Raw genomic sequence first — 25,419 nt, 5'->3', positions numbered from 1 at the left:
CCATTAGGGACGGGGGTGGCCGCACATGTCTACCCCCGCCGAGCGGCTCACTGGGGACGAGGAGCGCATCCTTAACCGGCTTTACCAGCGGCTCCTCAACGCCCGGACGGCGTCGCTGCACGATGGTGGACTGGAGGTGCTCAGCCGCTACTACGACGCCGACACCTACATGCGTTCCATCGGCCTGAACGTCCCGCCCGGGTACGAGGCGCTGCGCACGGTGATCGCCTGGCCCGCCCAGGCCGCCGACACCATCGAGGAACGCCTCGACGTCGAGGGCTTTCGCACCTCGGCCACGGACGCCCCGTCCGAGATCCTGTGGGACATCTGGCAGGCCAGCGGCCTGGACGAGGAATCCCAGCTCGCCCACGCCGACGCGCTGATCTATGGCCGTTCCTACGTCGTCGTCGGCACCGACGCGACCGGCGGTCCGGCGATCACCGTGGAGTCGCCGCTGTGGATGACGCACGAGCGCGACCCGCTGACCCGCCAGGTCCGCGGCGCGGCCCGCTTCGTGCAGGACCCGCGCGAGGTCGATCTGCCGCAGTACGCGCACAGCTCCACCGCGGTCGCCGCCTCACTCTTCCTGCCGGGCCAGACCGTGCAGGTGATCCGTGAAGGCGGACCGGCCGGCGGCTGGGCGGTGGTGGATCGGGATGCACACGGCATGCCGCAGATCCCCGTCGTCCCGCTGGTCAACCGGCCCCGGGTCGCCGACCGGGCCGGGCGCTCGGAAATGCTGCGCGTGATCCCCGTCGCCGATGCCTGCTGCCGGGCGATCACCAACATGCAGATCGCCACCGAGTTCCAGGCCGTCCCGCAGCGCTACATCCTCGGCGCCACACCGGAGGACTTCGAGGACGCCGACGGCAACAAGATCCCCGCGTGGGAGGCGTACCTCGGCCGGGTCTGGGCGCTCGCCAACGACCAGGCCAAGGCGGGGCAGTTCCCAGCCGCCGAGCTGCGGAACTTCACGGACGCGATCACGCAGTACGGAAAGCTCGCCGCTTCGTTGCAGGGGGTGCCGCTGTCGTACTTCGCAGCCGGCGCGGACAACCCCACCAGCGCGGACGCGATCCGGGCCGAGGAGGCCCGGCTGGTCAAGGCGTGCGAGCGACGTCAACGGGCCTTCGGCGGACCGTGGGAGCAGGTGCTCCGGCTCGCCGTCTGGATCGCCGAGGGCGGCAACTATCCCGAGGGCATGGAGAAGTTGGCGACCGTGTGGCGTGATCCGTCCACGCCGACGATGGCCGCGAAAGCGGACTACGTCTCCAAGATGGTCGCAGCCCAGGTCTTTCCGCCCGCCTATGGCCCCGAGGCCCTCGGCCTCCCGGTCAGTGAGCAGGAACGTATCGCTGACCTATGGCAACAGGCTGACCCTGCCTCCCGGTTGGCCGACTCGCTGAACCGTGCCTCTCGCATTCCATCGGCCGATCCCGGCGACGCAGCGGAGGAGGGGCCGAATGGCGACGATCAATAGCGCCCGGCAGCTTGCCGACGAACACCGTCGCGCCCAGACCGCCGTCGCCTCCCGGACCGCCGCCCAGGTCTTGGACGGTTGGCACCGCCTGGTCCAGCCGAGGCGGCTAGAGGAGAGCGCGCCGCGCTGGCTGGATGTATCCCTTGATGTGGTCAGCGTCGAGCGTACGCAGTCCCGCGAACTCGCCGCTTCCTACCTGCGGTTGCACCGGGCGCTCAGCACCGACACGACCCTGCCGCCGTACGACGAGCACCCGGCCGACGACGTGATCACGCTCGGCGAACTGCGCCAGGACTTCGCCGACCTCGCCGAGACCGAACTAGGGCGGGCCCGCGACGACGGCGTCGTAGTCGTCATCGAGGACGATTACACCTGGCCCGAGCCGGACACGGACGGCCACAACGCCGCGGCCCGCACTTCGCTGATCGTCACCGGCCCTACACACGCACGCCAACGGCTCACCGAGGCCGAGCGCAGCGTGGACAGCGGCCGCCTGGACGACGCCGACTTCCTCGAAGAACTCGACGCATTGATGCGCGACGCCGGCGCCACCGCCGCCGGAGCAGCCGACCGCGAGGTACTCCGCGGCGGCCGCGACCTCCTCCACACCGCCTCGGCCACCGACCCGCGCGTCATCGGCTGGGCCCGCGTCACCGACACCGACCCGTGCGCATGGTGCGCGATGCTCGCCTCCCGCGGCGCGGTCTACCGCACCCGCGACGCCGGACAGCTCCGCGGCCGCGCCGGACAGACCCCGCCCGCCGTCGATCCGGAAGACCTGGCCAAGTACCACGACCTGTGCCACTGCCAGGTACTGCCCATCTACTCCCGCACGGACTGGCTGCCCGAACAGGGCCGTGCCTTCCGCGAGTTGTGGGACGAGGCCACCCAGGGCCACACCGGGCAGGACGCGATCAACGCCTACCGCCGCGCGATCGAGGCCCGGCGCCGCCGCGCCCGAACCCGCGGCGCACCACTCGCCTGACGCATACCCCACCCACGCCACTACCCCGCCGCGCCGCGGCCTCAAGGGAGTTGATCACGCATGTCTGACGCGTCGACCGCGCCAGCACCCCCGACCCCCGGCAGCGAGACCGCCGCGGACGGCACCGACGAGAACCCGCAGTTGGGCGGGCAGGACCTGACCGCCGAGCGGGACGAGACCACGCTCCCGGACTGGGCCCGCAGCGAGCTCACCCGCGCTCGCGACGAGGCGGCCAGGCGCCGCATCGAACTGCGCGAACTGAAGGACCAGCTCGCCAAGGCGGCCGACCCCGAAGAGGCCAAGGTCGCCATCCAAGAGGCCCACGACCGGCTCGCCACGACCGAGTTGCAGCTCACCCGGGAACGGCTGGGCCGCAAGTACCAGCTGCCCGACGTCCTGGTCGCCCGCATTCAGGGCGAGGACGAGGCGGCGATGGACAAGGACGCCAAGGCGCTCGCCGAGCTGGCCCCGGCCAGCGCCGCACGTCCGCCCCGCCCCGACCGCCTCCAAGGCGGCGGCGAGGCGGCGCCGCTGTCCGCGGCCGAGAAGTTCGCCCAGATCATCCAGACCCGGCTGCGCTGACGCGCATGCCCCCACCGAAGGGCCAGTCATGGCAGATACCCCCGTCAAGCTCTCCGCGATTGAACCGGTCCTCCTCCCACCGGAGATCACCGGCCCGATCTTCGACCGCACGACGGAGACCTCCGCAGTCATGCGGCTCGCCGATCGCGTACCGCTGTCGATGGTCGCGGAAACGGCGATCCCGATCTCCCTCGACGTGCCCGTGGCCGGGTGGGTCAAGGAGGGCGGCCCCAAGCCCACCGGCACCGCTGGCAAGGGCGCCAAAAAGATTCACGGCGAGAAGGTCGCAGTCCTCGTACCGATCTCCCAGGAGGTCGCCAACAACAACGCGGCCGGCCTGTACTCCCAGGTCCAGCGCGATCTCCCAGTCGCCCTCGCCCGCGCCTTCGACATGGCTGCCATCCATGGCAAGACCCTGCTCGGCAGTCCTGGACCGTTCGACGACTTCCTCACCGCTACCCCCTATACCGTGCAGCTCGGCGCCGCGGCGCAGAACAAGGGGGGCGTCTGGGCCGACCTCGTGAACGGTATGAAGCTCGTGGTCGACGGCGACGACGACCCCAACGACCCGTCCGAGGGATACGACGTCACTGGCTGGGTCGGCGACCCCCGCCTGCGCCCCGAACTCCTCCTGGCCACCGACCTCAACGGCCGGCCAATCTTTGTCGACACCACCACCCCTGGTGTTGACGCGGTCCGCTCCGGCACCCTGCTCAGCGAACCACTCACCTATAGCCGCGCGATCTCCGGCAAGCTCGTTCGACAGAGCGGCCTGCGTGACAGCGGACTGCGCCTGATCGGCGGCGACTTCTCCCAGTGCGCGTATGGCGTCGGCATGGACATCACGCTCCGCATCTCCACCGAGGCCGGATACGTCGACGCGGACGGCATCTGGCACTCCGCCTTCCAGGAGAACCTCGTCCTCGTCCTCGCTGAGGCCTACTTCGGGTTCGTCGTCGGCAACCCGAAGGCGTTCGTCACGCTGACAGCCAAGGGCGGCAGCAGCTGATGACCGACCCCCGCCCGCTGAAGGTCACGGCCCGGGTGCACGCCTACCCGCCCGCCCACAACGCGGGCGGGGAATGGATGCTCCACTCCATGCTCCGCGCCCTGGTCGAGCGTGGCCACGAGGCCACCGTGTGGCTCTCCCGGTACGGGCCGATCCCGCACCGTTACACCCTGGACGGCGTGCAGGTCATCCCGTTCCAGGCCCGCATCGACTTCGCCGCCCACGCCCGCGACAGCGACGTACTTCTCTCCCACCTGGAGAACGTGCCGATGGTCGCCGCCCTGGCTCGCGAGTACGGCGTGCCGATGGCGGCGATCTGCCACAACACCCACCTGCCCACCTTCCGGCACGCCGCCGGGGTGGACCTCGCGGTCTACAACTCGCACTGGATGCGGGCCGAAGCCGAGGTGTTCTACGGCGAGTTCGCCGACCACGCCCGCCCGCAGGACAGCGCGATCGTGCGGCCCCCGGTGTACGCAGACGAGTACCGCACGACGCCGGGGGAGTGCGTGACCCTGGTCAACCTCAACGCGGACAAGGGCGGCGACCTGTTCTGGCGCCTCGCCGCCCGCATGCCCCAGACGAAGTTCCTCGGCGTGCTCGGCGCGTACGGGGACCAGATCCGACCGCCGCACCCGCTGCCGAACCTGGAGATCATCGACCATATCTCCGGGCACGACATGCGCGAGAAGGTCTACAGCCGCTCCCGCGTGGTCCTCATGCCTAGCTCGTACGAGTCCTGGGGCCGCGTCGGCGTCGAAGCCCTCGCCTCCGGAATCCCGGTCATCGCCCACCCCACCCCGGGACTGACCGAGTCCCTCGGCCACGCGGGGATCTTCGCCGACCGGGACGACCTCGACTCCTGGTTGTCCGTCCTCGCCACAGTGCTGGAACCGGACGCCTACGCCACCGCGTCCGCCCGCGCCCTGGAACGCTCCGCCGAGCTGGACCCGGCAGGCGACCTGAAGACCTGGGCGGAAGCGGTCGAAGCCCTTGCCCGGCGAAGGGGGGAAGGTGACCGCGACCGTTGAGCAGGTCAAGGCCCTGCTGCCCGAGGGCACCGACCTGGGCGACCCGCAGATTCAGGCCCTGATCACCCAGGCGGAAACGTATCTGTACGCCCGCGTCCCGGATCTCGATCGGCGTATCGCCTGCGGCCAAGTCACCCAGGCCACTGTGGACTTCATCGAGGCATCCATGGTCGCCCGGGTGGCCCGCAACCCCGATGGCTACCGCGCCGAGACCGAAGGCGACTACTCCTACCAACTCGACTCCCGTGCCGCGGCCGGCTTCCTGACCCTGCTCCCCGACGAGCTGATCATGCTCGGCATCGGCCGCGGCGCCTTCACCATCGCCCCCGCCAACCCGCCCCGTCGCCGACACCGTCACCTCCCCGGCCCGGTCTGGCCCCCCGACTGGTGGCGGGGATGAGCCTGCTGGACCGCGGTCCCGAAACCGTCGTCATCTACCCGGCCGGCCCCGTGCTGCCGGATGGCACCCGGGGCGCCGAAGGCGCTCCCGTCGCCGTGCGCTGCCGCGTCCAGCCGGTCACCTCCACCGAGCAGCCCGAGCCCGGCTACCTCGACACCACCGTCTACCGGGTCATCGCCCGCACACTGCCCGCCGGCCCCTGGGCCCGCGTCACGTGGCGCGGCCGCACCTGGACCGTCGTCGGCGAACCCGCCCACCGCCGCGGGTCGGCCCGCACCCGGCACGACACCGCGACGATCCGCAGAAGGTGAGGAGCCCATGGCCCGCGTCTCCCGCAACCTGGACGCCCGCATCGCTCACCTGCCCGCCGTACGCGCCGCGGTACGCGCCGAACTCGAAGCCCGAGCCGCCCGCGTACAAGCCGTGGTCGACCAGCACGTGCACACCGGACGGCTGCGCGCCTCGCTGCGCGTGGAGTCGAACACCACCGACTCCACCGTCTCCATCGCCCACCCGCTGGTCATGTCCATCAACTACGGGCACACCGCGACCAACGGCCGCTGGGTCGAGGGCATCCACGCCATCGAGGCGGGCCAGGCATGACCCCCGTCCTGCCCGACGTGGACGAACTCGTCCGCGCCGCCCTGACCGCCGGACTGCCCGCCGGGACGAGCGTGTTCACGCTGTGGCCCGACGACTGGCCCCAGCGTCTCCCGCTCGTCGTGGCCCGCCGCGTCGCCGGCGCCGCCCCCGACCCGCGCGGCCTGGACGCCGCCGTAGTCGATGTGCAGTGCGCTGCCGCCGACCGGCGCACCGCCCACCGGCTGGCCCGGCAGGTGAGAGCCGTGCTCTTCGACGCCTGCGCCGCCCAGTTCGCCCACCCCGAAGCAGAGGGCTACCTCTCCCGGTTCGCGGCCGAGCCCTCCGGCCCCGCCGAGATCCGCGACACCTTCCCCACCCCGGGCGCAGACCTGTTCCGGTTCCAGGCCACCTACCGGATCACCGCCCGGCCGCTACCACCGACCTGACCGTCCGCCCATTTGGAGGCTGACCCGCCATGCCCTTGATCGACGAGGCCGCCCTCATCCCGGGGACCGGCTACATCTACCTCGCCGACCCCGACACCCCGAAGCCCACCGCCATCACTGACCCGCTCAACCCCGGGCCCGGCTGGACCAACATCGGCCACACCTCCCGCGACGAGCTCCCCGAGTTCGCCCGCGACGGCGACGAGCCCGAAACGATCGGCTCCTGGCAGAACGCCAAGCTCCGCCAGACCTCCCCCGACGTCACCTACGCCGTGACCTTCCAGTCGGTCCAGGCATCGACCGACACCTACCGCCTCTACTTCGGCGCCGGCGAGGAAGCCGTGCAGCCGGACGGCTCCTTCCGTATCCCCGCCCGGCCCGAACCCCAGGTGCGCGCCCTGCTGTTCATCATCGTGGACGGGCAGAACTTCGTCCCGCTGTGGCACCCGCGTACCTCGCTGCTCGGCTCGGACGCGGTGAGCCTGGATGCCGAGGCGTTCATTTCCTTCCCCATCACCGGCACCTTCCTGGGCTCCTCCACCCTCGGCGGTGCTATCGGCGAATGGGCTGCGATCCTCGGCGCCGGCCCCGGCTCCTGATCACCGACCGCCAACAGTCCACCCCTGCAACCGTGATGGAGAACCCCGACCGTGGCTGAAGCCCTCTCGATCGCCGCCCTGCGCGCCGAAGCCGAGACCACCTACGAAGCACTGCCCCTGACCCTGGAATCCGGCTCCGCCATCTGGCTGCGCTCCACACTCATGCTCGCCGAGGCCGACTACGTCGTGGTCGAGCAGCTCCTCGAAGAGATCAACGCAGCGAGCACGGACAACCGCCTTACCGCTGCCATCGGCGCGATGCGGCGCCTACTCCTTCTGGTGGCCGACGATGCGGCGACCCTTGAGGCCGAACTTGCCACGTGGCCCCTGGGGTTGCTCGTGACCCTGATCGAGCGTTGGCAGAACGGCACCCAGGTCCCGGAAGCCTCCAGCTCGGCCAACTGATCCGCGAGGGACACGGCGCCGCCCTGCGCGCTGATCTCCAGCACCAGTACGGCCTCGATCTGGCCGACATATGGCGCGGTCGCCTCGCCCCGCGCCGTGTCCTTGATCTGGCCGAGCACCTTCCCACCGGCTCCGCCCTCGCCACCAGCCTCGGCGGCGACCCGGCCCACCGCGGCTGGGACCTACACGCCCACCTGATCGCGCACGTCATCGACGCCGCCCATCACACCGCCTGGACCGTCGCCCAGGCCAACAGCCGCAAGCCAGTCCAGCGCCCCAGACCGCTGCCCCGACCCGGCACACGTTCCGTGCGCCGCGGCCCGCTGGACCTCTCGGCGCACCCCCTCGCCAAGCCCCTCCCGGAGCGCTATCGCAGCGCACCGCCCTGACCCCCGTGGCGAGGAGGTGATCAGGGTTGGCTGGATCACCCGGAGGCCGCGAAGTCGAGCGCCTGGCCATCCGCGTCCTGCCCGACACCTCCGGCTTCGGCGCCTCGCTCCAGACGTTCCTCGACCGGATCGAGCAGCGCGCCAAGATCGCCGTACGCGTCACCCCCGACACCCGCGGCTTCGGCGCCGAGCTGCGCGACAAGCTCGGCGCCATCCAGACCCGGGTCACCATTCCCGTCACACCAGACGCCCGGACCTTCCGCACCGACCTGCAGACCGCCCTCGCCGGCACGCGGGCAAAGGTGCGTGTTCCAGTCGAAGCCGACACCTCCCGCCTCGCCGCCGAACTCCGCGCGCTGACCAGCACGTTGGACGGCCGTATCGAGGTCGCAGTCGAGCCGCGGCTCAACACCGCCACGCTCGGCGACCTCGCCACCCGGATGGAACGCCTCGCCCGCCCGGTACGGGTGCCGATCGCGCCGGTACTCGAGCGCGCCGCAACGAGCCGCGTGCTGTCTGCCCTCGAACGGCTCACCCGGCCGCGGCAGATCGACCTCCGGGTGGATCTCGACGACGGCGTGGCCCGTGCCCAGCTCGCGCTGCTGACCCGTCACCGCCGCGCCACCGTCGACGTAGACCTGGACGAAGCAGCGGCACGGGCCCAACTCGCTCTGCTGACCCGGGACCACCGCACCACCGTCCGTGTCGATGTCGACCGCTCGGGCCTGAGCCGAGTCGCCTCCGCCATCGGCGGACTCGGCGGCCGCGGCGACAGTGCCGGCCGCCCGCTGGCGAACGTGGCACGCGCCATCGGCAGCGTGCGCACCGCCGCCCTGACCGCCATCCCGAACCTGGCAGGACTCGGCGCCGGACTGGTGCAGATGGCACCCGCCGCTGGCGTTGCCGCGACCGGTCTGATCGCCATGGCGTCCGCCGCCGCTGTCATCAAGATAGGCACCAACGGGGTGGCGGAGGCACTCAAGGGCGACGCCGACGCGCTGGCGAAACTGGCACCCGCCGCTCAGGCAACGGTGGGTCAGCTGCGCGCCATGGCACCCGCCTGGCAGAGCGTGCGTTCCTCGGTGCAGGGCGCGCTGTTCAAGGACATGAGCGCCAGCCTGAAGGAGCTGGGCAACTCCGTCCTGCCGGTGGTGAAGACCGGGCTCACTGTCACCGCCACATCGCTGAACCAGATGGCACGGGAGACCGCCAGCGCCGCGGTCACCTTCCGCGGCCCGCTCGGCGAGGCGATGACCTCGGCCAACAAGGGCCTCGGCAACCTGTCCAAGGCACCCGCGGTCCTCATCCAGGGCCTGGTACAAATCGGCGCCGCTGCCGGACCCGCCTTTGAACGGCTCACCAAGGGCGCGGACGACGCGCTCGTACGGCTCTCAGGAAAGATGGACCGGGCTTTCAACTCCGGCTCCATGCAGGCCAGCATCGAGAGCGCACTCGGCCAGGTGCGGCAGCTCTTCGATACCTTCGGCAATCTCGGCACGGCCCTCGGCAACATCTTCGGCCCAGCCGCCGACGCGGGCGCCGGTTTCCTCGGCGTCCTGAACAGCGTCTCCCAGACTCTCGCCGACGTCACCGGCACCGACGCGGCGCAGGAAGCCTTCCGCGGGCTCTTCGAGACCCTGGCCGCGGCCGGGCGCGTGATCTCCGGCGTCCTCGGCGCAGCCCTACAGGCCGCCCTGCCTCTGCTGTCCTCGTTGATCGGCGCCCTGGCCGGGCCACTACAACAAGCCTTCGCGGCCATCGGCCCCGCGCTGGAAACCCTGATCACCGCGCTGGGCACCGGGCTCGCGCCGGTGGTCTCCGCGGTCGCCGGCATGCTGGCCGACATCGTGCCCATCGTCGCCGAGGTCGTCACCATGATCGCGGGTGCCCTCGCTCCGATCCTGGCCTCGCTCGGCCCCGTCATCGGGCAGCTGGTCTCCGCGCTCGGCACCACCCTGCAACCGATCCTCGCCCAACTCCCAGCCCTGCTGGCGCCGTTCCTCGCGATGGCCACCCAGCTTGCGCCGATCTTGGTCACGATCGCGACGCAGATCATTTCCGCGCTCGCGCCCTCGTTGGCCCAGGTCGGCCAGATCCTCGGGCAACTCCTTGTTGCCCTGGCCCCGTTGATCGCAGCCTTTACCGAGCTGATGGTCAACGTCCTGTCCGCGCTCATGCCGATCCTGACCCCGATCATCGGCGTGGTCGGCCAGCTCGCCGGCATCCTCGCGGACGTCCTCGCCTCGGCCGTGACGAACATCCTGATCCCCGCCCTCAAGATGATCACTGACCTGCTGAGCGGCGACTTCTCCGGCGCCTGGCAGAGCGCCAAAGACCTCATAGCCGGGATCGGCAAGTTCTTCCGGGACATCTTCGTCAGCTTCGGCCGCTGGGCAGCCAACGGAATCTCCGCCGTCATCGAATGGCTCGCCGGACTGCCCGGACGCGCCTGGAACGCCATCCAGGAGTTCGGCCCGCGGCTGCGCACCGCGGCCGTCAACGGGCTGCTCAGCTTCCTTACCGGCCTCCGGGAGAAGTGGGAGGACCTGAAGCAGTGGTTCAAGGACCTGCCCAGCAACATCGGCAAGGCCCTCGGCGATCTCGGAAAGGTCCTGATCAACGCCGGAAAGGACCTGATCAAAGGCTTCATCGACGGCATCAAGGGCATGCTGGGCAGCGTCAAGGACACCCTCGGCGACCTGACCGACTCCCTGACGTCATGGAAGGGCCCGCCGAAGCGCGACGCTGTCCTCCTGCGCCCGGCCGGCCGCCTGGTCCTGGCCGGATTCACCGATGGCATCACCGACGCCGTGCCTGACCTGCGCGCCCGCCTGCGAGCGGTCACCGACGAGGTCGCCGGATACCGGCCCACCGTGACACCGCAACTTGAGTCGATGCAACCGGAGTTCGCGACGGCGGCAGATCGTTCCGGTTCGGCGGTCTCGATCGGCACGTTCGTGGCCCAGCAGAACCAGAGTCCGGCAGCCATCGCGCGCGAACTGACCTGGCTCGCCAAGGCAAGGGGGTGAGCCCATGGCCCGACTGCCGCTCGGCGAGGTGAAGGTCACCCAGGACGGACAACTCCAGTTCGGTGCCTATCTGATGGGGGAGACCACACCCGTCCATGGTCGGCAGCTGTCCGGCTGGGACGACCTGCCCGACCTGGACGACGCCACCGTCCCCATGCCCTCCGCACACGGCGCCTGGCCCGGCTGGCTGCTCGCTGGGCCTCGCGTCCTCGTCTTCGACTTCCTCATCTACGCCGACAACGGCCTTACCGGGCTCCCGGGCGTACTCGAGGAGCTGCACACGGCCACCGCCGTACGCCAAGACGAGTCACCGCTCATCGTCCAACTCGCCGGATCCCGCCGCCTGATGTGGGCTCGCGTCACCCGCCGCACCCTGCCGGCCTCCCGCGCCTACACCTGGGGCAAGCCCACCGGCTCCGTCCAGTTCACATGTGCCGACCCACGCCGGTACCAGGTCGAGGAGCAAGTCGCCCGCACTGGACTGCCCGAGCCGGAACCCGGCATCGACTGGCACCCCACCCAGCCACCGCCCGGCATCGAATGGGACCTCGACTACGGCGCCGCCGGCACCCCCGGCGCCGTCCTCATCGACAACACCGGCGACGCCGACACCCACCCCGTACTCGCGATCACCGGCCCGGTCACACACCCCACGGTCACCAACCAGGCCACCGGCGCCACGTTCGAGTACGACATCACCCTCGCGGCCACCGACCGGCTCGTCATCGACACCCAGGCCGGCACCGTCACCCTCAACGACACCGCGCCGCGCCTCTACACCGCGACCGCCCGCAGCACCCCCGAGCAGGCGTTCACCTTGCCGCCGGGCGACTCGCTGCTCACCTTCCGCGCCGCCGAGTTCAACCCCAACGGGGCCCTGACCGTGCTCTGGCGCTCCGCCTACTGGTGACCCGACGTGACCTCTCGGAGAAGCGAAAGGCCTCAGACCGTTCGTAAGTAATCGAACGGTCTGGCTCGAATTCGAGCCACATCGTTCGACTGTGTTCGACCGTCCTTAGGAGCCTTCATGCCTGTACGCGCGGTGTGGCTGACCACCCGGGGCGACGCCGCCGGCGGACAGACCCGCAACGACACCCGTCTCGCCCCACTCGGCGCCATGACCCCAGCCGCCGAACTCACCACAGCGCCCGGCGTCATCCCCGGCGGCGATCCCTTCGAACTCGCCGCCACCGGACCCATGACCGCCACTTTGGCCACCGGGCGGGCCATCGTCCAGGGCACCATTCCCCAGGGCGCCTACCCCGTAGCGATCACCGCCCCGGAGGCCTTGGTCTTCGCGGACGGAGACCCCGCCAACTCCCGTATCGACCTCGTGGTCCTACGGATCTACGACACCGCATACGACAGCTCCGGCCAGACCCTCGCCACCGTCGAGATCATCCCCGGCACCCCCGGCGCCGCCCCCACACCACCGCCCACCCCGGCCGGGGCCCTGGCCCTATACCGCGTCCAGGTCGCCGCCGGACTCTCCGCTGGCAGTGGCGGCATCGACTTCCCCGCCGCCACCACCGACGTACGCCGCTACACCACCGCGGTCGGCGGCATCACCCCCTACAGCGTCGGCGGCGCCTACCGCGGTCAGTACCGCGACACCGGCACCGGCCTGCAACGCTTCACCGGTACCACCTGGTCCGGACTGGCCGCCGAGATCATCGGCTGGACCAAGGCGTCCCTGGCCTCCGGCTACGGCCACAACGGCAACAGCAACGGCGACGTCCGCTATCGCGTCATCGACCTGCTCGGCACCCGCTTCGTGCAATGGCGCGGCGGCATGAACGTCAGCTACAGCCGAGGCGCCCCACGCGGCGAGGGCAAGTTCCTGCGGAGCGTGCTCCCCTCGACCGCCCGGCCCACCGGGCTGCGGACAGTTCCGGTGGCGTGCTCGGCCTCCAACAGCACCATCCTGGCCCTCAAGGCCGACTTCCACACCAATGGCACTGCCGTGCTCCTCAGCGACCCAGGGGACGCCCCGCCATGGGTGAGCTTGAACGGCGTCATGTACGCGCTTTGACCGAGGGGAGCGTGCATGACGGCGATGTACCGCGCCCTGTTCTGTGATCTGCGCACTGACCAGATCCGCGACGCCTTCCCGATCTCCGGCGTGAGCATCGAGGACTACATCGGCAAGACCGGCACCATGTCCGGCACTCTCGCCGCTCCCGACACGGTCACCGCCGAGCGCATCACCACCGCCGTTATACCCGGCCGCACCGCGGTCTGGATCGAGCGCGACCGCACCATCTGGTGGGGCGGCATCGTCTGGACCAGCGCCCTGTCCGCCACCGCCCGCGGCACCCCAGCCAAGGCGGAGATCCAGGCAGCGACCTTCGACAGCTACTTGGGCCACCGGCTCCTGACCGTCGACTTCACCGCCACCGATATCGATCAACTCGCCATCGCTCGGCGCTTGATCGGCCTCGTGCAAGCGGCCGAGGGCGGCGACATCGGCCTCCGCGTCAACGATGACCAATCCTCCGGCGTCAAACGGACCCGCGGCTACTCCCGCTACGACCTGCCCAAGGTCCGGGAACTGCTCGACAAGCTGGCCGCCACGGACAACGGCTTCGAGTGGCGCATCCGCAGCTACCGCGACACCGCCGGCGAACGGGTCAAGGAACTCCACCTCGGCTACCCACGCATCACCACGTCCAGCTCGGGCAACGACACGGTCCTCAACTTTCCCGGCCCCGTCACCTCGTACCGCTTTCCGTACGACGCGACCACCCGTGCCACCCACTGGCGCTCGCGAGGCGCCTCGGGAAAGACCAGCCAACGCCCGCTGATGTCCAGCGCCCTCTACATTCCGGGCGCCATCGAGGAGGGCTGGCCCCGCCTCGACGGCACTAGCGACTACACCACCGTCACCCGCACATCCGTCCTCAATGAGCACGCCACCGCCGACCTTCGCGAGGCATGGAACCGGCAGACCGTCCCCCAGATCACCGTCAACCTCGACGCTGCCGCCCTGACCCCAGCCGTCCTCGGCTCCACCATCCGCCTGCGCATCGCCGACGTGTGGACCAACCGGTTGGCCGGCCGCTACCGCGTCGTCGGCTTCACCGCCCGCGCCCCCGAACGCGGCCAGTCCGAGACAGCCTCCCTCCTCCTCGACACCGCCACCCACACCGGTACCGATCAAGGAGACGAGTAGTGGCTGTCATCCCGCCCGACCTGCTCGACCGCATCCGCCGCCTCGAAGAAGACGTCCGCGAACTCCGCGGCCGCCTGCCCGCCCCACCCGACGGCGAGGCCACCGAGACAGCAGACGAATAGCGATCCAACCCGAAGGAGCCCCACCGCATGGCCATACCCCTGTCCGCCGACGCCCTGATCAAGGCACTGCGCGCCGAAGGCGTCACCGTCGTTGAACACAACGGCTGGCGCACCCACAACCGCAACCACAAAGGACCTTGGGGACCGGTCAACGGCATTGTGATCCACCACACCGTCACCCGCGGCACCGACAACACCGTCCGTATCTGCCGTGACGGCCACACCAACCTCCCCGGCCCGCTCTGCCACGGCGTCATCGCTAAGGACGGCACCGTCCACCTCATCGGCCACGGCCGCGCCAACCACGCCGGCAGCGGCGACGCAGACGTCCTGCACGCCGTCCAGCGCGAGAGCTACGCCACCACCCCACCGCGCCCGAACCAGAACGACACCGACGGCAACGCCCGCTTCTACGGCTTCGAATGCGAGAACCTCGGCGATGGCCAAGACCCCTGGCCCGCCGCCCAGATCGAGGCCATTGAGCGCGTCGCCGCCGCGATCTGCCGCCGCCACGGATGGACCGCGAAGTCCGTCATCGGACACAAAGAGTGGACGAACGCCAAGATTGATCCCCGCGGCGTGAGCATCACGACCATCCGCGCCCGCATCGCGGAGCGCCTCAAGCACAAGCCCAGTGCCGGGAGCGGGACACATCCCCAGACTCTGCCGGTCGGATCACCGGTCAGCCTCGCCCGCCTGCGAACTGCAGCCCGCGAGGACCCGAGTGCCCCGCAGAGCCAGACCAGTTACCGCTCCGGCGTCCTCACCGTCGAGAAAGCCCTGCACGCCGAGGGCTTGCTCGCCGAGAAGTGGATCGACGGCTCGTACGGCACCAAGACCCTCGCCGCCTACGCGGCCTGGCAGCGCCGTCTCGGCTACTCCGGTGCCGACGCGGACGGCATCCCTGGCCGCAAGTCCCTCACCGCCCTCGGCACTCGCCACGCCTTCCCCGTCTACAGCTGAACAGGAGATCCACCATGGCCACCATCAACAGCACTGGTTTCTGGCTCGCCACCACCGAGCGAGCGGTCCGCACCTTCGCCCAGACTCTCATCGCGGCCCTCGGCCTCGACGCGGCCGACGTCCTCGCTCTCCCCTGGGGCCGCGGACTCGCCCTTGCCGGCATCGCCGCGATTCTCTCGGTTGTCACGTCCATAGCCACGGGCACCACCGGCAGCAGCGGTCCTGGCATCACCGAGACCGCTAACACCGTTGAGGGTGCCGCCCCGCAGGGGCTGAATCGGTGAGCGGGGACGACGCTCCGGTCGTCACCATCACCGCCGCCGAGATGTACGGCGAACTCCGCGGCGTCCGTGAAAGCGTCAGCCGCATTGAGGGCAAACTTGACGGCCTCGCCGGCATCAACGAGCAGCTCGACGACCACGAGGAACGCCTCCGCCGTCTCGAAGCCAACAGATGGCCCTGGCAGATCATCGTGGCCCTGGCCACAGCGGTCGCAGCCTTCGCGACCGCGTGGCAGCTCGCGGCCACGTAAGTCCGCGCCCCGCTCCGGCACAGTGCCGGAGCGGGGCGCGGACTTACGTTCAAGTGGCAAGACTGGGAAGAGCGTCTGAGCCGGGTCTAGCACGCGGGGGCTGAGCGGGGAGCGCACACGGTGGTGCATGCACGGCCCGACGCTCGTCGTCGAGCGTGGTCAAGCCACCATGACATGCAAACCGCCCGCTACGGCAAAGAAGACTCCTATAGCTACAACGGGACCGGTTACCACTGCGGTGAATGCCGCGGCCCCGACTGAGGCCACGAAGATCACTGCCCACCGAAGCGGGAGCCGCTCGGGCTCGTCGTGCTGGCCTCCGTTGCGTACTCTCGGCACTGGTGCGTCTCCTAACTCTGTATGCGATCAGGAATGGAGCACCGGATGAGCGGCCCTTGGGTGACAGCCGAGGGCCGCTCATATACATGAACCGATCGGCACTTCCGGGGCTCCTGCACATGAGAATGCACGCGTTGTCTCGGCGAGGCGAGTAGACTCCGAGCGCGGCTTGATCCGCCAGTGAGTGCACATGGTTGACTAAATGGAGCCCATCTCTGGCGGATCAAGAGGCTCAGATCAGAGGGGGAAAAGTCGTTTTGAGCTTGTCGTTTCCTCAGCTCTTCCCGCCGTCGCCTAGCGAGCGCAAGCGGTTTGAGGCTCGCCAGGTCAAGCTTGAGAGGAGCGAGACCGAGGTCGGTCGAGCGTGTGGAGCGTTCGCCAGAATCCCGCATGGCGAGCAACTGGTGATCCGTAGAAGCTTCGTGTACCGGGACGAGCCTGCCGACGTCCTAGGTGAGCCCTCGGATCGGCTGCTGCCGCCACTTGCCGATAGGCCGCCTGCGACCCGCCTGTCGTCGCCTCGTGGCATCGCTCTGAAGACGTACCTCACTGCTCTCTTTGTCGCGCAGGTAGGGCGCGCAGGCACACGTCCAGGCAACCGGCTTCGCCTGAACGCAGCGGATAGCTCTGTGAGTTGGGTCGACCTGCTAGCCACCACCGCCCAGCAGGGCGGCGGCGCACTGAGCTATGCCAGTGTGCGGGACAAGAAGATTCGACAGCTCCAGCATGCTCTGAAGCGGCTAGCTGAGCCCGAGTTCCGGCTAGTGCACCTACCGAACCTTCGTGAAGCCACGGGCAAGTACGAAGGGTTCCTGTTGCTTCAGGAGTCTGGGGCGCCGTATGACGGAGGTGACACAGATCGCTACACGGTGCCGTCGGACCAACGAGGTCTACTGCGGCTGCCTGCTGGTCTGTTCCTCAATGGTTGGATCCACCTACTGGAAGACAGCGAGCTTGCATTCCTGCTGATGCTGGCGTGCTTGCACACGCACTTCGGTTGGCAGCAGCAGGTGTTTGTTCCGAGTGACGTAAGGCTTCTCCACTTTGGGCTTGGCCGAGACGCGTATGAGTCCCATCGAATACTCAGTCGTTTTGGCCTAGTTGACGTGGAAATGGATCCAAACCGGCACATTGAGGGTGACAAGGTGACCGGATACAAGGATGGCGATCCACCCAAGCTGCACCGTTTCAGACTCCTGAGTGAGGGCTTCGACCAGCAGGCTGTGCCGACGATCCGCGAAGCTATCGAGCGGCGATTGAGCTGACATCAATGCCGGAGATGTTGGGGGACAATCAGGAATCACTCGAACACTGAGACAGGCCCGAGCTGGCATGAATACTCGACATCTAAGGCGTCTAGGACTTTATGCAATCCGTGAACGCTTGCCAGCTTGCGGGGGCGATATCCAGGGTTGGGCCTTCGCGCCTCTTGCTGTCGCGGACCCTGACGACACTGGGGTCATTGTCAGCGACTTCCACGCAGTTCTCGGTGCCGGTGTAGGAGCTCGTTCGCCAGTTCGGGGCGTCTGACATGATGCCTCTCCATGCTGATTGCTAGTGCCGGTCGTGGTGCTGGATTGCCTGCGAGATGAGCGCCCTGGCCCTGTCGCCGTAGACGGCCGACCGCTTCAAGAGCTTGAAAGCCTTCGCGTACAGAGCGATCTCCCTGGGCTGAGTCACAGAGAGCTCGGCGGAGTAGGTCTCCACGAGTACCAACTTGTCGTCGAACATCGAGAACGAGTTTCCGGGCCAGATGTGCATGGGCGCAGACCGGGGAACCAGACCAAGGCTCAGCCTCGGCAGGCCGATCACAGCCAGCAGACGGTCGAGCTGCCCGATCATCACGTCCGTCCCGCCGAAGTTGCTGTACAGCGCCTGTTCGGCGAGTAGGACGTTGAAGATGCGGTCTCCTTGGTGGAGGTACTTCTGTCTCTCTAGGCGCTTCGCCACGGCGGCGTCCATGTCGTCCGGGATGCCGTAGAACTCGATCACCTGCTTGAAGGTCTCCGCCGCGTAGTCCGCCGTCTGGAGCGATCCCCAGACCAGGGTCGGATGCCAGATCCGAAACACCTTGGTCTTGGAGTAGACCGGCAGGGCCTTCTGCTGCCGAGGTGCGGCGCCGGTGGCGAGCTGCCGGCGCCATTCGAGCCACAGCTCCTCGATGTGCCGGGCCGTGGCGATCAGGTCGCCGACGTGCTCCTGGTTGTCGGTCAGGGCACACCAGAGGCGTATGTCGTCCTCGCTGGCGTTCTGCCGGCCGTTCTCGATCCGAGAGACCTTGGACTCTGCCCAACCGGTCGCCTGGGCGAATGCCCGGCCGCTCGAGAACCCCGCGTCCTTACGGAATCCCCGAAGCCGGGCACCCAAGGCCTCGCGCTGTGACTGTGCTTCAGTGCTCACGGATGATTCAGGGCTTGTACTCGGTGTGTGGGGTGGCGACGGTCCAGAGAAAGTCCCGTACGCGGATACATTCCGCTACGGTCTCCGGGTCCTCGATCAGCTCGGACCCAAGGACTCTTCCGTCCTGGTCGAAGTGGCCCACGGCGAGCAGGTGGTCATCGAACAGCCACCAGTCGTTGCCGGCCACGGGGAAGGTGACGCCTTCGGGTAGCTGGTGCCGTGGCATCCACCGGATGTCCTCCCCGGCCTCCAGGTTCAGGCGCGTCAACGAGTGCTCCCAGCCGACGTATTGGGAATGCGGCTCCGTGATGACGCGCACCCTCCGTACGGTCCTGCCCTCGCTGGTGACCCGCTTCATGAGCGTCATCCACGGGTCGAGCCAGGCGTAGTCATCGGGTTCGCCGCGCTGCCAACGGGCGTAGGGCGTGTCCTCGACAGGCGACCCGTAGTCGTCCCGCAGCTCCAGGTGGAAGGCATCCCGCTCGAAGCTGTTGAACAGCTCGTCACGCTGGGCGCTGGTGATCAGGTCCACCGTTCTCCTCCAGCAGGGCCGTGATCGAGGACTTCGGCACCTCGATGCAGGTTTCATAGTCGGGCATGCGCATCTGACTCAAGGCCTCGGCATCGTGCATCTCCGGACCCTGGACGATGCACGTTCCCTGCTCGGTAAGGAGCATGATCGGTGCCGCGAAATTCTTGATCTCGCCGGACGGCAAGCCGTCCTTGGTCAAGTGCTCGAAGAGCTCGGTGGGTACCTCGACGACCGTGTGGCCGTCGGGGACATCGAGCTGCATCAGCAGGTCGTTCGCGTAGACCTTCCAGCCCTGGACGACGTAGCTGTCCTGGTCGCTGGCATACAGGGTGGGGCTGTCTCCGGGAGTGGAGTTCTTACCAAGGAACCGTAACTTCATGGCCGCTCTCCCGTCCGCTGTCTTGCGCGAGTTTGCGTGGCAACTCGATGCTCGGCGAGCCGTTCGACCTAGTCAATCGCGCTGCTGCAAACTCGCGCAATCTGCTTGGGAGTTGGCTGAGGCCCGCCCTACGTTCGTGTCAGAACCCACCGGCACAGCAACGAGGGGAATCCATGAGCGTGACACCTTCAAAGCCCAGACCGGTTGCTTTGTCCGGGCCGGACACCATCCGCGTCTACCGGGTGACGCGAGAAGGGCGGGTCTACGTCGATGAGCAACTCGCCCCGGAGTTGATGGACTTAGACGACGCCCCAGTCCTGCCGGGACCGCGCCGTGATGCCTGACGAGGACAAGATTCCGCCGGGCCCTCCGGGCACCACCGGCACGATCCTGGCCCCGGGGCAGCTCAAGATCGGGGATCTGATCCGCTTCGATGGGGTCTTCTTCCCCGTGAGGGACATGGTCGCCGGTCGAGGCGGAGCGAAGGTTCTGATCTTCAAGGGGCGTGAGCCGTACACGGTGGCCGGCCCGACGCTGGCCTATCGGCCGATCGACTTCAACGCCCTTTCCGGCACGCTCCGTTACATCCGCACGGAGTAGCCCGCGAATTCCCTCCCCGGCTGACCCCTGGACCGGCGGCCGGGGAGGGGCCGACCCGCCCAAGGCGGGTCCGTAGCAGTGCACGACGGCCCGGAGGACGAATCTCCGGACAGCCAAGCACCAGGAGGACCCTCTCATGAGCGACCTTTACCGCCTGCCGGTCGACGGAGCGCAGTTCGAAAACTTCTGCGGCGGCAACCTTCAGGGCGAGCACGAGTCCTGCGTGGACGTGGCCGCCATCCCCGGCACAGAGTCCGGATTCGTGGTCCGTGACAGCAAGCCCGAGGGAGCCGGTGTCGAACTGAGGTTTACCGCCGCAGAGCTCGACGACTTCGCGGCCGGTTGGACCAAGATGCGGGGCCTGGCGCTCTAGTCTGGCGCCTCCCTATGCCGCATCAGACGGGCCACCCCGCTTCGGCGGGGCGGCCCGGCACTTCACAGAAGGGCGCAAATGAGCTGGTCAGGGCACTGGCACGGGTACGGGCCGTGGGTCGGGGCGTCGAAGGTGTACGGGCAGGAAGGCGGCCGGCGGCCACCTCATTCCAATGGACCACCTTCGGTGCTCAACCCCGAGGACAAGAAGCAACAGCAAGTACTTGATCGCTACCGCGAGGCTGCCGCGGAGTTCCAGACAGGCAACGTCCCGCCCACGATGACCGGCTACTGGCTCCTCAAGAAGAACCAGGCCTCAGCCGAGCGCACTTGGGCCGATCTGGGGATCGCCCTCGCCTGGCTGACGAAGCAGTACGAGGCAAGTCCGCCGTTCGAACGGGAAGACGGGCTCCAGGCGTACAGCGGCCTCGACATCAAGTTGGAGTACGCCTCGGACGTCCTCCCTCGTGGCGTCGATGTGAGCTGGGTGTACTACATGCCGTCGAAGAACCTCATCTCGTTCTCCGTCGTGTGCTGCCCGAACCGATTCCATCCGCAGATCCCCTGCCCGCTCCCGCCGTCGTAAGGAGTCGAAGCCATGTCTCTGCGCCTCTTATTGCCCGAGGACGGAGTGTCCGAGCTGATGCTCACGTGGCCGGACGAGCCGCGCGTCTTCGAGCGCGGCAGAACAGCGCTCGACGACACCATTACCGCGGAGTACCTCACGGACTACGTGTTCACTGGCTGCGTGCCCGCAGACGAGATCGCGGTCATCAAGGCCCCGAACCCGTCCCTGAACCAGAGGGCCTTCATGGACGGCAGCGGCCGGAGCGACCCGGCCAAGCTGCGCAAGCTCTACGGCCAGGGGCACACGATCCGGCTGGGAAACCTTCAGCGGGTCATGCCGTTTCTGGCCCAGGTGTCCCGCCAGATCCAGGAGGACACGGGCTACTCGAACTACGTGCACGCGTTCCTGACCCCGCCGGGCAACCAAGGGCTTCGCCACCACTGGGACCAGCAGATGGCGGTGATCGTCCAAGTTTCGGGCACCAAGCGGTGGCAGCTCTGGCGACCGCCAGTGGAAGCGCCCATGCGCGAGTACAACGAAAGCTTCCGGGTCTGGAAGGACGACTACATAGCCACGTGGGAAGCAGCTGGTCCCGACGTCGAGATCGACCTGCGGGCCGGCCAGTCGTTACTGCTACCGCGCGGCTGGGTCCACAACCCTCACGTACTCGATTCCGACGAGCTCAGCGTTCATCTGACCTTCGCGATACGGGAACGCACGCCGTTGTGGCTGGCCGAGAAGCTCGTCGAGGGGGCCATCGCGACCCCGGACTTCCGGAGAGTTCTCCTCCCCAGCGTCATCACGAGCGCCCAACTGGGCAGCCAGCTGTATGAGACCCGGGCGGCCCTGATCCAGTATCTGGAGGGGTTGGACCTGAAGGAAGTGGCCTCGAATGTGCACAAGGTCGCGATGACGGAGTTGGAGTACACGAGCTGACGGACCCCAGAGGCGGACCAACCTGCCGGCCGCGTCTCAACCCATGCACTGGGTCGAGACGCGGCGCCGAGCATCGACAACCAGGCTCAGCGAGCCGAGGCCGAACTCGCCGGGGGAGTGCCGGGAGTCGGGGACGCCTCACTGTTTCGGGACGTCACGGCCACGATGACCACGACCACAATGACGATGCACGCGAGCACGAACCCGGAGAAGATCAGCCGAGGCTTCTCGAGTGTGGCCGCTCGGCCCTCCTTGTGGCTGTTCCTCAACTCCTCCCTGCGCGTGAGGAACTCGGAGCGGTGCTTGTACCAGTCCTTCGGGAGTTTCCCGACCATGCGGACCAGGCCGAAAACTGCGATACCGACGACGCTGAGGATGAGGATCACCCACAGCGGCATGCCGTCAGGAAGTTGGAACATGGCGGATTTGCTGACCCTTCACTGCGGTCGGCAAGACGAGAGCAGCACATCGAAAGCGCGCCTGCCACGGCACAGAGTTACCCCGCCTTGAGGACTATGGATCACGCAGGGCAGGAGGGTCTGTCAGATACGCAGGGGTACCGGTACGCCAGCATCGAGGGGCTCGTGGAGTGCAGCGAGAAGTGCGAAGTAGCACTGGATCCCTCGGCGCGAAACGAACAGCGCGCACAGCAGGACGATCAGACGCCACATCCGCAGCGGCATCCGCGGCGCAGCACCGAGTCGCCTGACGATTTTCGGCCCTTCCACGCATCTAGCTTGGCAGAAGATCGCGGCTGCTCTGGTCAAGCCGGAGGATTCTTGTCCCCTGCCCAGGTTGCAAGGGACACCGGCCGACTCAGATGAGCTAGATCTCGATGCGGTTTGCCGCCTTGCGCCGCCTGTTCCATGCCTGCGCGACGAGCCTGTAGGCGGTGGTCACACGGGAGCCAGTGCCGCTGTTGTTGAATCCGCCGCGGGACGACTGGGTGAGGATCTCGGCGCGCCAAGCGGCGGCGGAACCGGACTCGAGGAGTCGCTTGGAGAGCTCCTGGTCGTCGATCTCACCGCCGAACCGGCCGAGGAACTGTCCGATGCCCCCCAGGAGCATGCCGTCCCAGGTTTGCTCGGTTCGCCCCCACGCCTCCTCCGCGACCGTGAGGGTCCGGTCCAGGGCGTCGGCGCCCCAGCGCTCCACGATCCGCAGAACTCCGGACACGGCGCCGACCCCGTTGGTGGACGTGGAGCCAAGCGTCAGGTTGTGGGCCTTGAGGACGCGGTCGGTGTCTACGAAAAGAGGCACTCCGCCAGTAAGCCCCACGTGGTACTCGTCGATAGGGCGCGGCTTGTGGGATTCGCGGTTCTTGATCAGGAAGAGCTTTGCCTCCTGATCAAGAGTCAGTCCATAGTGGATCTCGACCTTGACGGTGGGGATACCCGCGAGCTCGCAGGCGCGCTTCCGGTGCTGGCCATCGACGATGTACTTCTTGCCGTCGTCCCGCTCCGAAACGATGATCAAGCCGATGGCCTCAACGACGAGGTTGTCGGCCATACGCTGGGCCCGCGGTTCGCTGAGCGTCCGCTGCGCCTGAGGGTCGATGTCGAGATCGCTGACCGCGACCTCCAGCCCGTACTCCACCTTGTGAGGTGGCAGGTCATAGTTGTACTGGGGCTTAGGCATGGAGGTGCCCTTCCGCGCTGCGTTCAGGGGATTCAGAGGCCGGAGCCGGGATGTGGGATACAGCGCGCCGGGCAGCCAATCATGAGACCAGGCGTACGTCAAGTGTTCGATGTGGTAGGGGAGTTCACCCGTCCAGCTGACCTGGTGGAGCGGGTGCCACGTGAACGTACGGTCCTCATCCGCTGGTTGGGTCCGCACCTCAGCGGGCCGTGCCGGCCGGGGGAGTTGTCAGTGGGGCGCCGTAGTGTCCCTGCATGACGAGATCTGCTGCCGAGGGAGACGTACCCACCACGCCCCATGACCCGGTCGGAGGTGCCCAGCCTTACTACGCTCACGCTGCCGATCAGCTGGCCCAGCGGTACGAGAGCTTGACCTTCGAGTCCGTACACGCGGAGATCCTCCACCTGTTGCCGGACGCCCCCGTCAGGGTCGCCGACATTGGTGCCGGCACCGGCCGAGACGCGGCGGCCCTGGCTGGACGAGGTCACGAAGTCACGGCGGTCGAGCCCGTGCGGGAGCTTCGGCTGGTGGCCCAGAGGCTGCACGGTGATGCCCCCATTGACTGGGTGGAGGACTCGCTGCCTGGACTGCGGGGGCTGGAGGGGGACTTCGGGCTGATCCTGCTGTCTGCGGTGTGGATGCACCTGGATGAACAGGAGCGCGCCGACGCAATGCGGCGGCTGGCCGAACTTCTCTCCCCTGGAGGCTTGTTGATTATTTCGCTCCGACATGGACCACCTCCTTCGGACCGCAAGATGTTCGACGTGCCCGCCGACGAGACGGCCAACCTGGCTCAGGAGTGCGGACTGGATGTCCTGCACCTTGGCGGCGGCCAGGATCAGCTCGGCCGGGACGACGTCCGCTGGAGTGAGCTGGCCCTGCGGAAGGAGCACGCATGACGGTGGATGCCTTCTTCTCGGCCGAGCCCTCCGTCCGGTCGTCCTGGCGTTTGGCGATCTTGATGGGGGCAAACTCCCGCACGTACAAGTTCGCCCTCGGCGACGCGCTGCTCGAGCACGCCCGACACGGCCACGCCGAGATCCCGCTCAGCGAGCTCGCCGTCCCCTATGCCATGAGCCTGGTCGAGCACGCGGCCACGGCCCCGCAGGCACCCGAAGGAACCGCGATCGGCAAGACCGACTTCCTCGCCATCGCTGCCGCCGAGTGCGCGGAGGCACGGAAGCTCGGCCGGCCCACCGACCTGTTGCTGGACGCCGCGGTCAAGTCGATGCCGGCGATGGTCATGCAGAAGTTCCACAACCTGCGCGGCGGCACCGAAGTCCCCCACCGCTTCTACGAGATGGCCGGGAATCCGCGCCAGCGCATCGTTCGCCTCACGCCACAACTCGTGCAGGTGGCGCAGTCGGAACAAGCTCCTGGACTCCGTGCGGAGCTCGGCGCACGGTGGAGCATCGTGGAGTCCTCCTTTGCCGCCGGCATCGGCCGCGCCCTCATCGAGGAGGGCGTGACCGTCGACTGGGCGACGCTGAAACTCACCGACAAGCGCCGACGCCGCCCGGTCACTGGTGTAGCCGACGCCTTGATCGGCTTCCAGCACGGCCGCTGCCTCATCTGCGACGACGTGCTCGACCTCGCCGACGCGGTCGCTGTCGCTGTCGACCACGTCTTCCCCTATTCGCTCATGCAGCGCTACGCGAGTGTGGGCGGCTGGAGCGGCCCCGACCTGGACGTGCTGTGGAATCTCGCCCCCGCCCATGAGACGTGCAACAGCACCAAGAGCGATCGCCTCCCACGTCCCCACGAACTCGAGCGGCTGGCGCGGCGCAACGAGGCGATCATGGGCTCCCCCCATCCGCTGAGGAAGACGCTGTCCATCGCTCTGGGCCGGACGAACAGGGGCCAGCAGGGTGCCTCTTGGGTAGATTTCCTGCTCGAGGTTCAGAAGTGTTGCAGCTGAAAGAGTCGTCG

General features: G+C 68.1%; 33 protein-coding genes. 27 read left to right on the top strand and 6 right to left on the bottom strand.

Going from position 1 to position 25,419, the window contains the following annotated elements; translation table 11 throughout:
- The first annotated feature begins 25 nt into the window (after nucleotides 1–25).
- The 21 genes from BLT97_RS08095 to BLT97_RS08000 all read left to right on the top strand — a co-directional run bounded on the left by BLT97_RS08095 (nucleotide 26) and on the right by BLT97_RS08000 (nucleotide 17,330).
- Entirely contained in the window at nucleotides 26–1,480 is a 1,455-nt protein-coding gene (locus BLT97_RS08095) for a phage portal protein (protein ID WP_093608078.1), read from the top strand.
- Nucleotides 1,464–2,465 carry a VG15 protein gene (locus BLT97_RS08090; RefSeq protein WP_093608077.1) on the top strand — a complete coding sequence of 334 codons (1,002 nt, stop codon included), beginning with the start codon at nucleotides 1,464–1,466 and terminating at the stop codon, nucleotides 2,463–2,465. The genes BLT97_RS08095 and BLT97_RS08090 overlap by 17 nt, the downstream gene beginning before the upstream one ends.
- Before the next feature lie 60 nt (nucleotides 2,466–2,525).
- Nucleotides 2,526–3,047 (top strand): hypothetical protein, encoded by a 522-nt coding sequence (locus BLT97_RS08085; protein ID WP_093608076.1) that lies wholly within the window; start codon nucleotides 2,526–2,528, stop codon nucleotides 3,045–3,047.
- A 28-nt stretch (nucleotides 3,048–3,075) separates the two neighbouring features.
- Nucleotides 3,076–4,056 carry a phage major capsid protein gene (locus tag BLT97_RS08080; protein ID WP_093608075.1) on the top strand — a complete coding sequence of 327 codons (981 nt, stop codon included), beginning with the start codon at nucleotides 3,076–3,078 and terminating at the stop codon, nucleotides 4,054–4,056.
- Nucleotides 4,056–5,087 (top strand): glycosyltransferase family 4 protein, encoded by a 1,032-nt coding sequence (locus BLT97_RS08075; protein WP_093608074.1) that lies wholly within the window; start codon nucleotides 4,056–4,058, stop codon nucleotides 5,085–5,087. The genes BLT97_RS08080 and BLT97_RS08075 overlap by 1 nt, the downstream gene beginning before the upstream one ends.
- Nucleotides 5,071–5,487: a Gp19/Gp15/Gp42 family protein gene (locus BLT97_RS08070; RefSeq protein ID WP_176953694.1), complete on the top strand. Its 417-nt coding sequence runs from the start codon at nucleotides 5,071–5,073 to the stop codon at nucleotides 5,485–5,487. The genes BLT97_RS08075 and BLT97_RS08070 overlap by 17 nt, the downstream gene beginning before the upstream one ends.
- Nucleotides 5,484–5,798 carry a hypothetical protein gene (locus BLT97_RS08065; protein WP_093608072.1) on the top strand — a complete coding sequence of 105 codons (315 nt, stop codon included), beginning with the start codon at nucleotides 5,484–5,486 and terminating at the stop codon, nucleotides 5,796–5,798. The genes BLT97_RS08070 and BLT97_RS08065 overlap by 4 nt, the downstream gene beginning before the upstream one ends.
- 7 nt (nucleotides 5,799–5,805) lie before the next feature.
- Nucleotides 5,806–6,090 carry a DUF5403 family protein gene (locus BLT97_RS08060; RefSeq protein ID WP_093608071.1) on the top strand — a complete coding sequence of 95 codons (285 nt, stop codon included), beginning with the start codon at nucleotides 5,806–5,808 and terminating at the stop codon, nucleotides 6,088–6,090.
- Nucleotides 6,087–6,515, top strand: a complete 429-nt coding sequence (locus BLT97_RS08055; protein WP_093608070.1) for a phage tail termination protein — start codon at nucleotides 6,087–6,089, stop codon at nucleotides 6,513–6,515. Before BLT97_RS08060 ends, BLT97_RS08055 begins: the two co-directional genes overlap by 4 nt.
- A 29-nt stretch (nucleotides 6,516–6,544) precedes the next feature.
- Nucleotides 6,545–7,114, top strand: a complete 570-nt coding sequence (locus BLT97_RS08050) for a phage tail tube protein (RefSeq protein WP_093608069.1) — start codon at nucleotides 6,545–6,547, stop codon at nucleotides 7,112–7,114.
- Nucleotides 7,115–7,165: 51 nt separating this feature from the next.
- On the top strand, nucleotides 7,166–7,519 hold the full coding sequence (locus tag BLT97_RS08045) for a phage tail assembly protein (RefSeq protein WP_093608068.1): 354 nt from the start codon (nucleotides 7,166–7,168) through the stop codon (nucleotides 7,517–7,519).
- The gene (locus BLT97_RS37800) at nucleotides 7,471–7,908 is read left to right on the top strand and encodes a hypothetical protein (RefSeq protein ID WP_176953693.1); all 438 of its coding nucleotides are present in this window, start codon (nucleotides 7,471–7,473) and stop codon (nucleotides 7,906–7,908) included. The genes BLT97_RS08045 and BLT97_RS37800 overlap by 49 nt, the downstream gene beginning before the upstream one ends.
- Before the next feature lie 26 nt (nucleotides 7,909–7,934).
- Complete coding sequence (locus BLT97_RS08035; protein WP_093608067.1) at nucleotides 7,935–10,937, top strand: phage tail protein; 3,003 nt, start codon at nucleotides 7,935–7,937, stop codon at nucleotides 10,935–10,937.
- 4 nt (nucleotides 10,938–10,941) lie between these two features.
- On the top strand, nucleotides 10,942–11,847 hold the full coding sequence (locus tag BLT97_RS08030; protein WP_093608066.1) for a phage distal tail protein: 906 nt from the start codon (nucleotides 10,942–10,944) through the stop codon (nucleotides 11,845–11,847).
- Between the two features lie 117 nt (nucleotides 11,848–11,964).
- Nucleotides 11,965–12,969, top strand: coding sequence for a hypothetical protein (locus tag BLT97_RS37795; protein ID WP_176953692.1), 1,005 nt, complete (start codon nucleotides 11,965–11,967; stop codon nucleotides 12,967–12,969).
- A gap of 15 nt (nucleotides 12,970–12,984) precedes the next feature.
- Entirely contained in the window at nucleotides 12,985–14,109 is a 1,125-nt protein-coding gene (locus BLT97_RS08020; protein WP_093608065.1) for a hypothetical protein, read from the top strand.
- Nucleotides 14,109–14,231, top strand: coding sequence for a hypothetical protein (locus BLT97_RS38885; protein WP_281251117.1), 123 nt, complete (start codon nucleotides 14,109–14,111; stop codon nucleotides 14,229–14,231). The genes BLT97_RS08020 and BLT97_RS38885 overlap by 1 nt, the downstream gene beginning before the upstream one ends.
- Nucleotides 14,232–14,258: 27 nt before the next feature.
- Entirely contained in the window at nucleotides 14,259–15,194 is a 936-nt protein-coding gene (locus BLT97_RS08015) for an N-acetylmuramoyl-L-alanine amidase (protein ID WP_093608064.1), read from the top strand.
- Nucleotides 15,195–15,208: 14 nt separating this feature from the next.
- Nucleotides 15,209–15,478 carry a holin gene (locus BLT97_RS08010; protein ID WP_093608063.1) on the top strand — a complete coding sequence of 90 codons (270 nt, stop codon included), beginning with the start codon at nucleotides 15,209–15,211 and terminating at the stop codon, nucleotides 15,476–15,478.
- A complete protein-coding gene (locus BLT97_RS08005) occupies nucleotides 15,475–15,726 on the top strand; it encodes a hypothetical protein (RefSeq protein ID WP_245769207.1) in 252 nt (83 codons plus the stop codon). The genes BLT97_RS08010 and BLT97_RS08005 overlap by 4 nt, the downstream gene beginning before the upstream one ends.
- A gap of 968 nt (nucleotides 15,727–16,694) precedes the next feature.
- Nucleotides 16,695–17,330 carry a hypothetical protein gene (locus tag BLT97_RS08000; protein ID WP_093608062.1) on the top strand — a complete coding sequence of 212 codons (636 nt, stop codon included), beginning with the start codon at nucleotides 16,695–16,697 and terminating at the stop codon, nucleotides 17,328–17,330.
- Between the two features lie 91 nt (nucleotides 17,331–17,421).
- On the opposite strand, the gene BLT97_RS07995 is transcribed toward BLT97_RS08000, so the two are convergent.
- From BLT97_RS07995 to BLT97_RS07980, 4 genes are read right to left on the bottom strand one after another with little or no spacing between them, the layout of a single operon-like run.
- Nucleotides 17,422–17,598, bottom strand: a complete 177-nt coding sequence (locus BLT97_RS07995) for a DUF397 domain-containing protein (protein WP_176953691.1) — start codon at nucleotides 17,596–17,598, stop codon at nucleotides 17,422–17,424.
- A 21-nt stretch (nucleotides 17,599–17,619) separates the two neighbouring features.
- Nucleotides 17,620–18,465: a helix-turn-helix domain-containing protein gene (locus BLT97_RS07990; protein ID WP_093608060.1), complete on the bottom strand. Its 846-nt coding sequence runs from the start codon at nucleotides 18,463–18,465 to the stop codon at nucleotides 17,620–17,622.
- A gap of 7 nt (nucleotides 18,466–18,472) precedes the next feature.
- Nucleotides 18,473–18,997 carry a DUF6879 family protein gene (locus tag BLT97_RS07985; protein WP_093608059.1) on the bottom strand — a complete coding sequence of 175 codons (525 nt, stop codon included), beginning with the start codon at nucleotides 18,995–18,997 and terminating at the stop codon, nucleotides 18,473–18,475.
- Nucleotides 18,969–19,376, bottom strand: a complete 408-nt coding sequence (locus tag BLT97_RS07980) for a hypothetical protein (RefSeq protein WP_093608058.1) — start codon at nucleotides 19,374–19,376, stop codon at nucleotides 18,969–18,971. The genes BLT97_RS07985 and BLT97_RS07980 overlap by 29 nt, the downstream gene beginning before the upstream one ends.
- 336 nt (nucleotides 19,377–19,712) lie before the next feature.
- On the opposite strand from BLT97_RS07980, the gene BLT97_RS07975 reads away from it, so the two are divergent.
- The 4 genes from BLT97_RS07975 to BLT97_RS07960 all read left to right on the top strand — a co-directional run bounded on the left by BLT97_RS07975 (nucleotide 19,713) and on the right by BLT97_RS07960 (nucleotide 21,852).
- Complete coding sequence (locus tag BLT97_RS07975) at nucleotides 19,713–19,976, top strand: hypothetical protein (protein ID WP_093608057.1); 264 nt, start codon at nucleotides 19,713–19,715, stop codon at nucleotides 19,974–19,976.
- A gap of 136 nt (nucleotides 19,977–20,112) precedes the next feature.
- Nucleotides 20,113–20,349, top strand: a complete 237-nt coding sequence (locus tag BLT97_RS07970) for a DUF397 domain-containing protein (protein WP_093608056.1) — start codon at nucleotides 20,113–20,115, stop codon at nucleotides 20,347–20,349.
- Nucleotides 20,350–20,535: 186 nt separating this feature from the next.
- On the top strand, nucleotides 20,536–20,934 hold the full coding sequence (locus tag BLT97_RS07965) for a hypothetical protein (RefSeq protein WP_245769206.1): 399 nt from the start codon (nucleotides 20,536–20,538) through the stop codon (nucleotides 20,932–20,934).
- A 12-nt stretch (nucleotides 20,935–20,946) separates the two neighbouring features.
- The gene (locus BLT97_RS07960) at nucleotides 20,947–21,852 is read left to right on the top strand and encodes a JmjC domain-containing protein (protein ID WP_093608054.1); all 906 of its coding nucleotides are present in this window, start codon (nucleotides 20,947–20,949) and stop codon (nucleotides 21,850–21,852) included.
- Nucleotides 21,853–21,938: 86 nt separating this feature from the next.
- On the opposite strand, the gene BLT97_RS07955 is transcribed toward BLT97_RS07960, so the two are convergent.
- Entirely contained in the window at nucleotides 21,939–22,271 is a 333-nt protein-coding gene (locus tag BLT97_RS07955; RefSeq protein ID WP_093608053.1) for a hypothetical protein, read from the bottom strand.
- Nucleotides 22,272–22,677: 406 nt separating this feature from the next.
- The gene (locus BLT97_RS07950; RefSeq protein WP_093608052.1) at nucleotides 22,678–23,490 is read right to left on the bottom strand and encodes a ParB/RepB/Spo0J family partition protein; all 813 of its coding nucleotides are present in this window, start codon (nucleotides 23,488–23,490) and stop codon (nucleotides 22,678–22,680) included.
- A 254-nt stretch (nucleotides 23,491–23,744) separates the two neighbouring features.
- On the opposite strand from BLT97_RS07950, the gene BLT97_RS07945 reads away from it, so the two are divergent.
- Together BLT97_RS07945 and BLT97_RS07940 are read left to right on the top strand one after the other, a co-directional pair.
- Nucleotides 23,745–24,389 carry a class I SAM-dependent methyltransferase gene (locus tag BLT97_RS07945; protein ID WP_093608051.1) on the top strand — a complete coding sequence of 215 codons (645 nt, stop codon included), beginning with the start codon at nucleotides 23,745–23,747 and terminating at the stop codon, nucleotides 24,387–24,389.
- On the top strand, nucleotides 24,386–25,408 hold the full coding sequence (locus BLT97_RS07940; RefSeq protein WP_093608050.1) for an HNH endonuclease: 1,023 nt from the start codon (nucleotides 24,386–24,388) through the stop codon (nucleotides 25,406–25,408). Before BLT97_RS07945 ends, BLT97_RS07940 begins: the two co-directional genes overlap by 4 nt.
- The last annotated feature ends 11 nt before the right edge of the window (nucleotides 25,409–25,419 follow it).

The sequence above is a fragment of the Streptomyces indicus genome, assembly GCF_900100315.1.
Lineage (GTDB): Bacteria > Actinomycetota > Actinomycetes > Streptomycetales > Streptomycetaceae > Streptomyces > Streptomyces indicus.
This window is presented reverse-complemented; position numbering and strand designations above follow the sequence as displayed.

Bases quoted from the DNA above. Each gene is read 5' to 3' on its own strand.
- BLT97_RS08095 (WP_093608078.1), top strand. From the start codon at position 26: ATGTCTACCCCCGCCGAGCGGCTCACTGGGGACGAGGAGCGCATCCTT.
- BLT97_RS08090 (WP_093608077.1), top strand. From the start codon at position 1,464: ATGGCGACGATCAATAGCGCCCGGCAGCTTGCCGACGAACACCGTCGC.
- BLT97_RS08085 (WP_093608076.1), top strand. From the start codon at position 2,526: ATGTCTGACGCGTCGACCGCGCCAGCACCCCCGACCCCCGGCAGCGAG.
- BLT97_RS08080 (WP_093608075.1), top strand. From the start codon at position 3,076: ATGGCAGATACCCCCGTCAAGCTCTCCGCGATTGAACCGGTCCTCCTC.
- BLT97_RS08075 (WP_093608074.1), top strand. From the start codon at position 4,056: ATGACCGACCCCCGCCCGCTGAAGGTCACGGCCCGGGTGCACGCCTAC.
- BLT97_RS08065 (WP_093608072.1), top strand. From the start codon at position 5,484: ATGAGCCTGCTGGACCGCGGTCCCGAAACCGTCGTCATCTACCCGGCC.
- BLT97_RS08060 (WP_093608071.1), top strand. From the start codon at position 5,806: ATGGCCCGCGTCTCCCGCAACCTGGACGCCCGCATCGCTCACCTGCCC.
- BLT97_RS08055 (WP_093608070.1), top strand. From the start codon at position 6,087: ATGACCCCCGTCCTGCCCGACGTGGACGAACTCGTCCGCGCCGCCCTG.
- BLT97_RS08050 (WP_093608069.1), top strand. From the start codon at position 6,545: ATGCCCTTGATCGACGAGGCCGCCCTCATCCCGGGGACCGGCTACATC.
- BLT97_RS08030 (WP_093608066.1), top strand. From the start codon at position 10,942: ATGGCCCGACTGCCGCTCGGCGAGGTGAAGGTCACCCAGGACGGACAA.
- BLT97_RS37795 (WP_176953692.1), top strand. From the start codon at position 11,965: ATGCCTGTACGCGCGGTGTGGCTGACCACCCGGGGCGACGCCGCCGGC.
- BLT97_RS08020 (WP_093608065.1), top strand. From the start codon at position 12,985: ATGACGGCGATGTACCGCGCCCTGTTCTGTGATCTGCGCACTGACCAG.
- BLT97_RS08015 (WP_093608064.1), top strand. From the start codon at position 14,259: ATGGCCATACCCCTGTCCGCCGACGCCCTGATCAAGGCACTGCGCGCC.
- BLT97_RS08010 (WP_093608063.1), top strand. From the start codon at position 15,209: ATGGCCACCATCAACAGCACTGGTTTCTGGCTCGCCACCACCGAGCGA.
- BLT97_RS07995 (WP_176953691.1), bottom strand. From the start codon at position 17,598: ATGTCAGACGCCCCGAACTGGCGAACGAGCTCCTACACCGGCACCGAG.
- BLT97_RS07980 (WP_093608058.1), bottom strand. From the start codon at position 19,376: ATGAAGTTACGGTTCCTTGGTAAGAACTCCACTCCCGGAGACAGCCCC.
- BLT97_RS07975 (WP_093608057.1), top strand. From the start codon at position 19,713: ATGCCTGACGAGGACAAGATTCCGCCGGGCCCTCCGGGCACCACCGGC.
- BLT97_RS07970 (WP_093608056.1), top strand. From the start codon at position 20,113: ATGAGCGACCTTTACCGCCTGCCGGTCGACGGAGCGCAGTTCGAAAAC.
- BLT97_RS07960 (WP_093608054.1), top strand. From the start codon at position 20,947: ATGTCTCTGCGCCTCTTATTGCCCGAGGACGGAGTGTCCGAGCTGATG.
- BLT97_RS07955 (WP_093608053.1), bottom strand. From the start codon at position 22,271: ATGTTCCAACTTCCTGACGGCATGCCGCTGTGGGTGATCCTCATCCTC.
- BLT97_RS07950 (WP_093608052.1), bottom strand. From the start codon at position 23,490: ATGCCTAAGCCCCAGTACAACTATGACCTGCCACCTCACAAGGTGGAG.
- BLT97_RS07945 (WP_093608051.1), top strand. From the start codon at position 23,745: ATGACGAGATCTGCTGCCGAGGGAGACGTACCCACCACGCCCCATGAC.
- BLT97_RS07940 (WP_093608050.1), top strand. From the start codon at position 24,386: ATGACGGTGGATGCCTTCTTCTCGGCCGAGCCCTCCGTCCGGTCGTCC.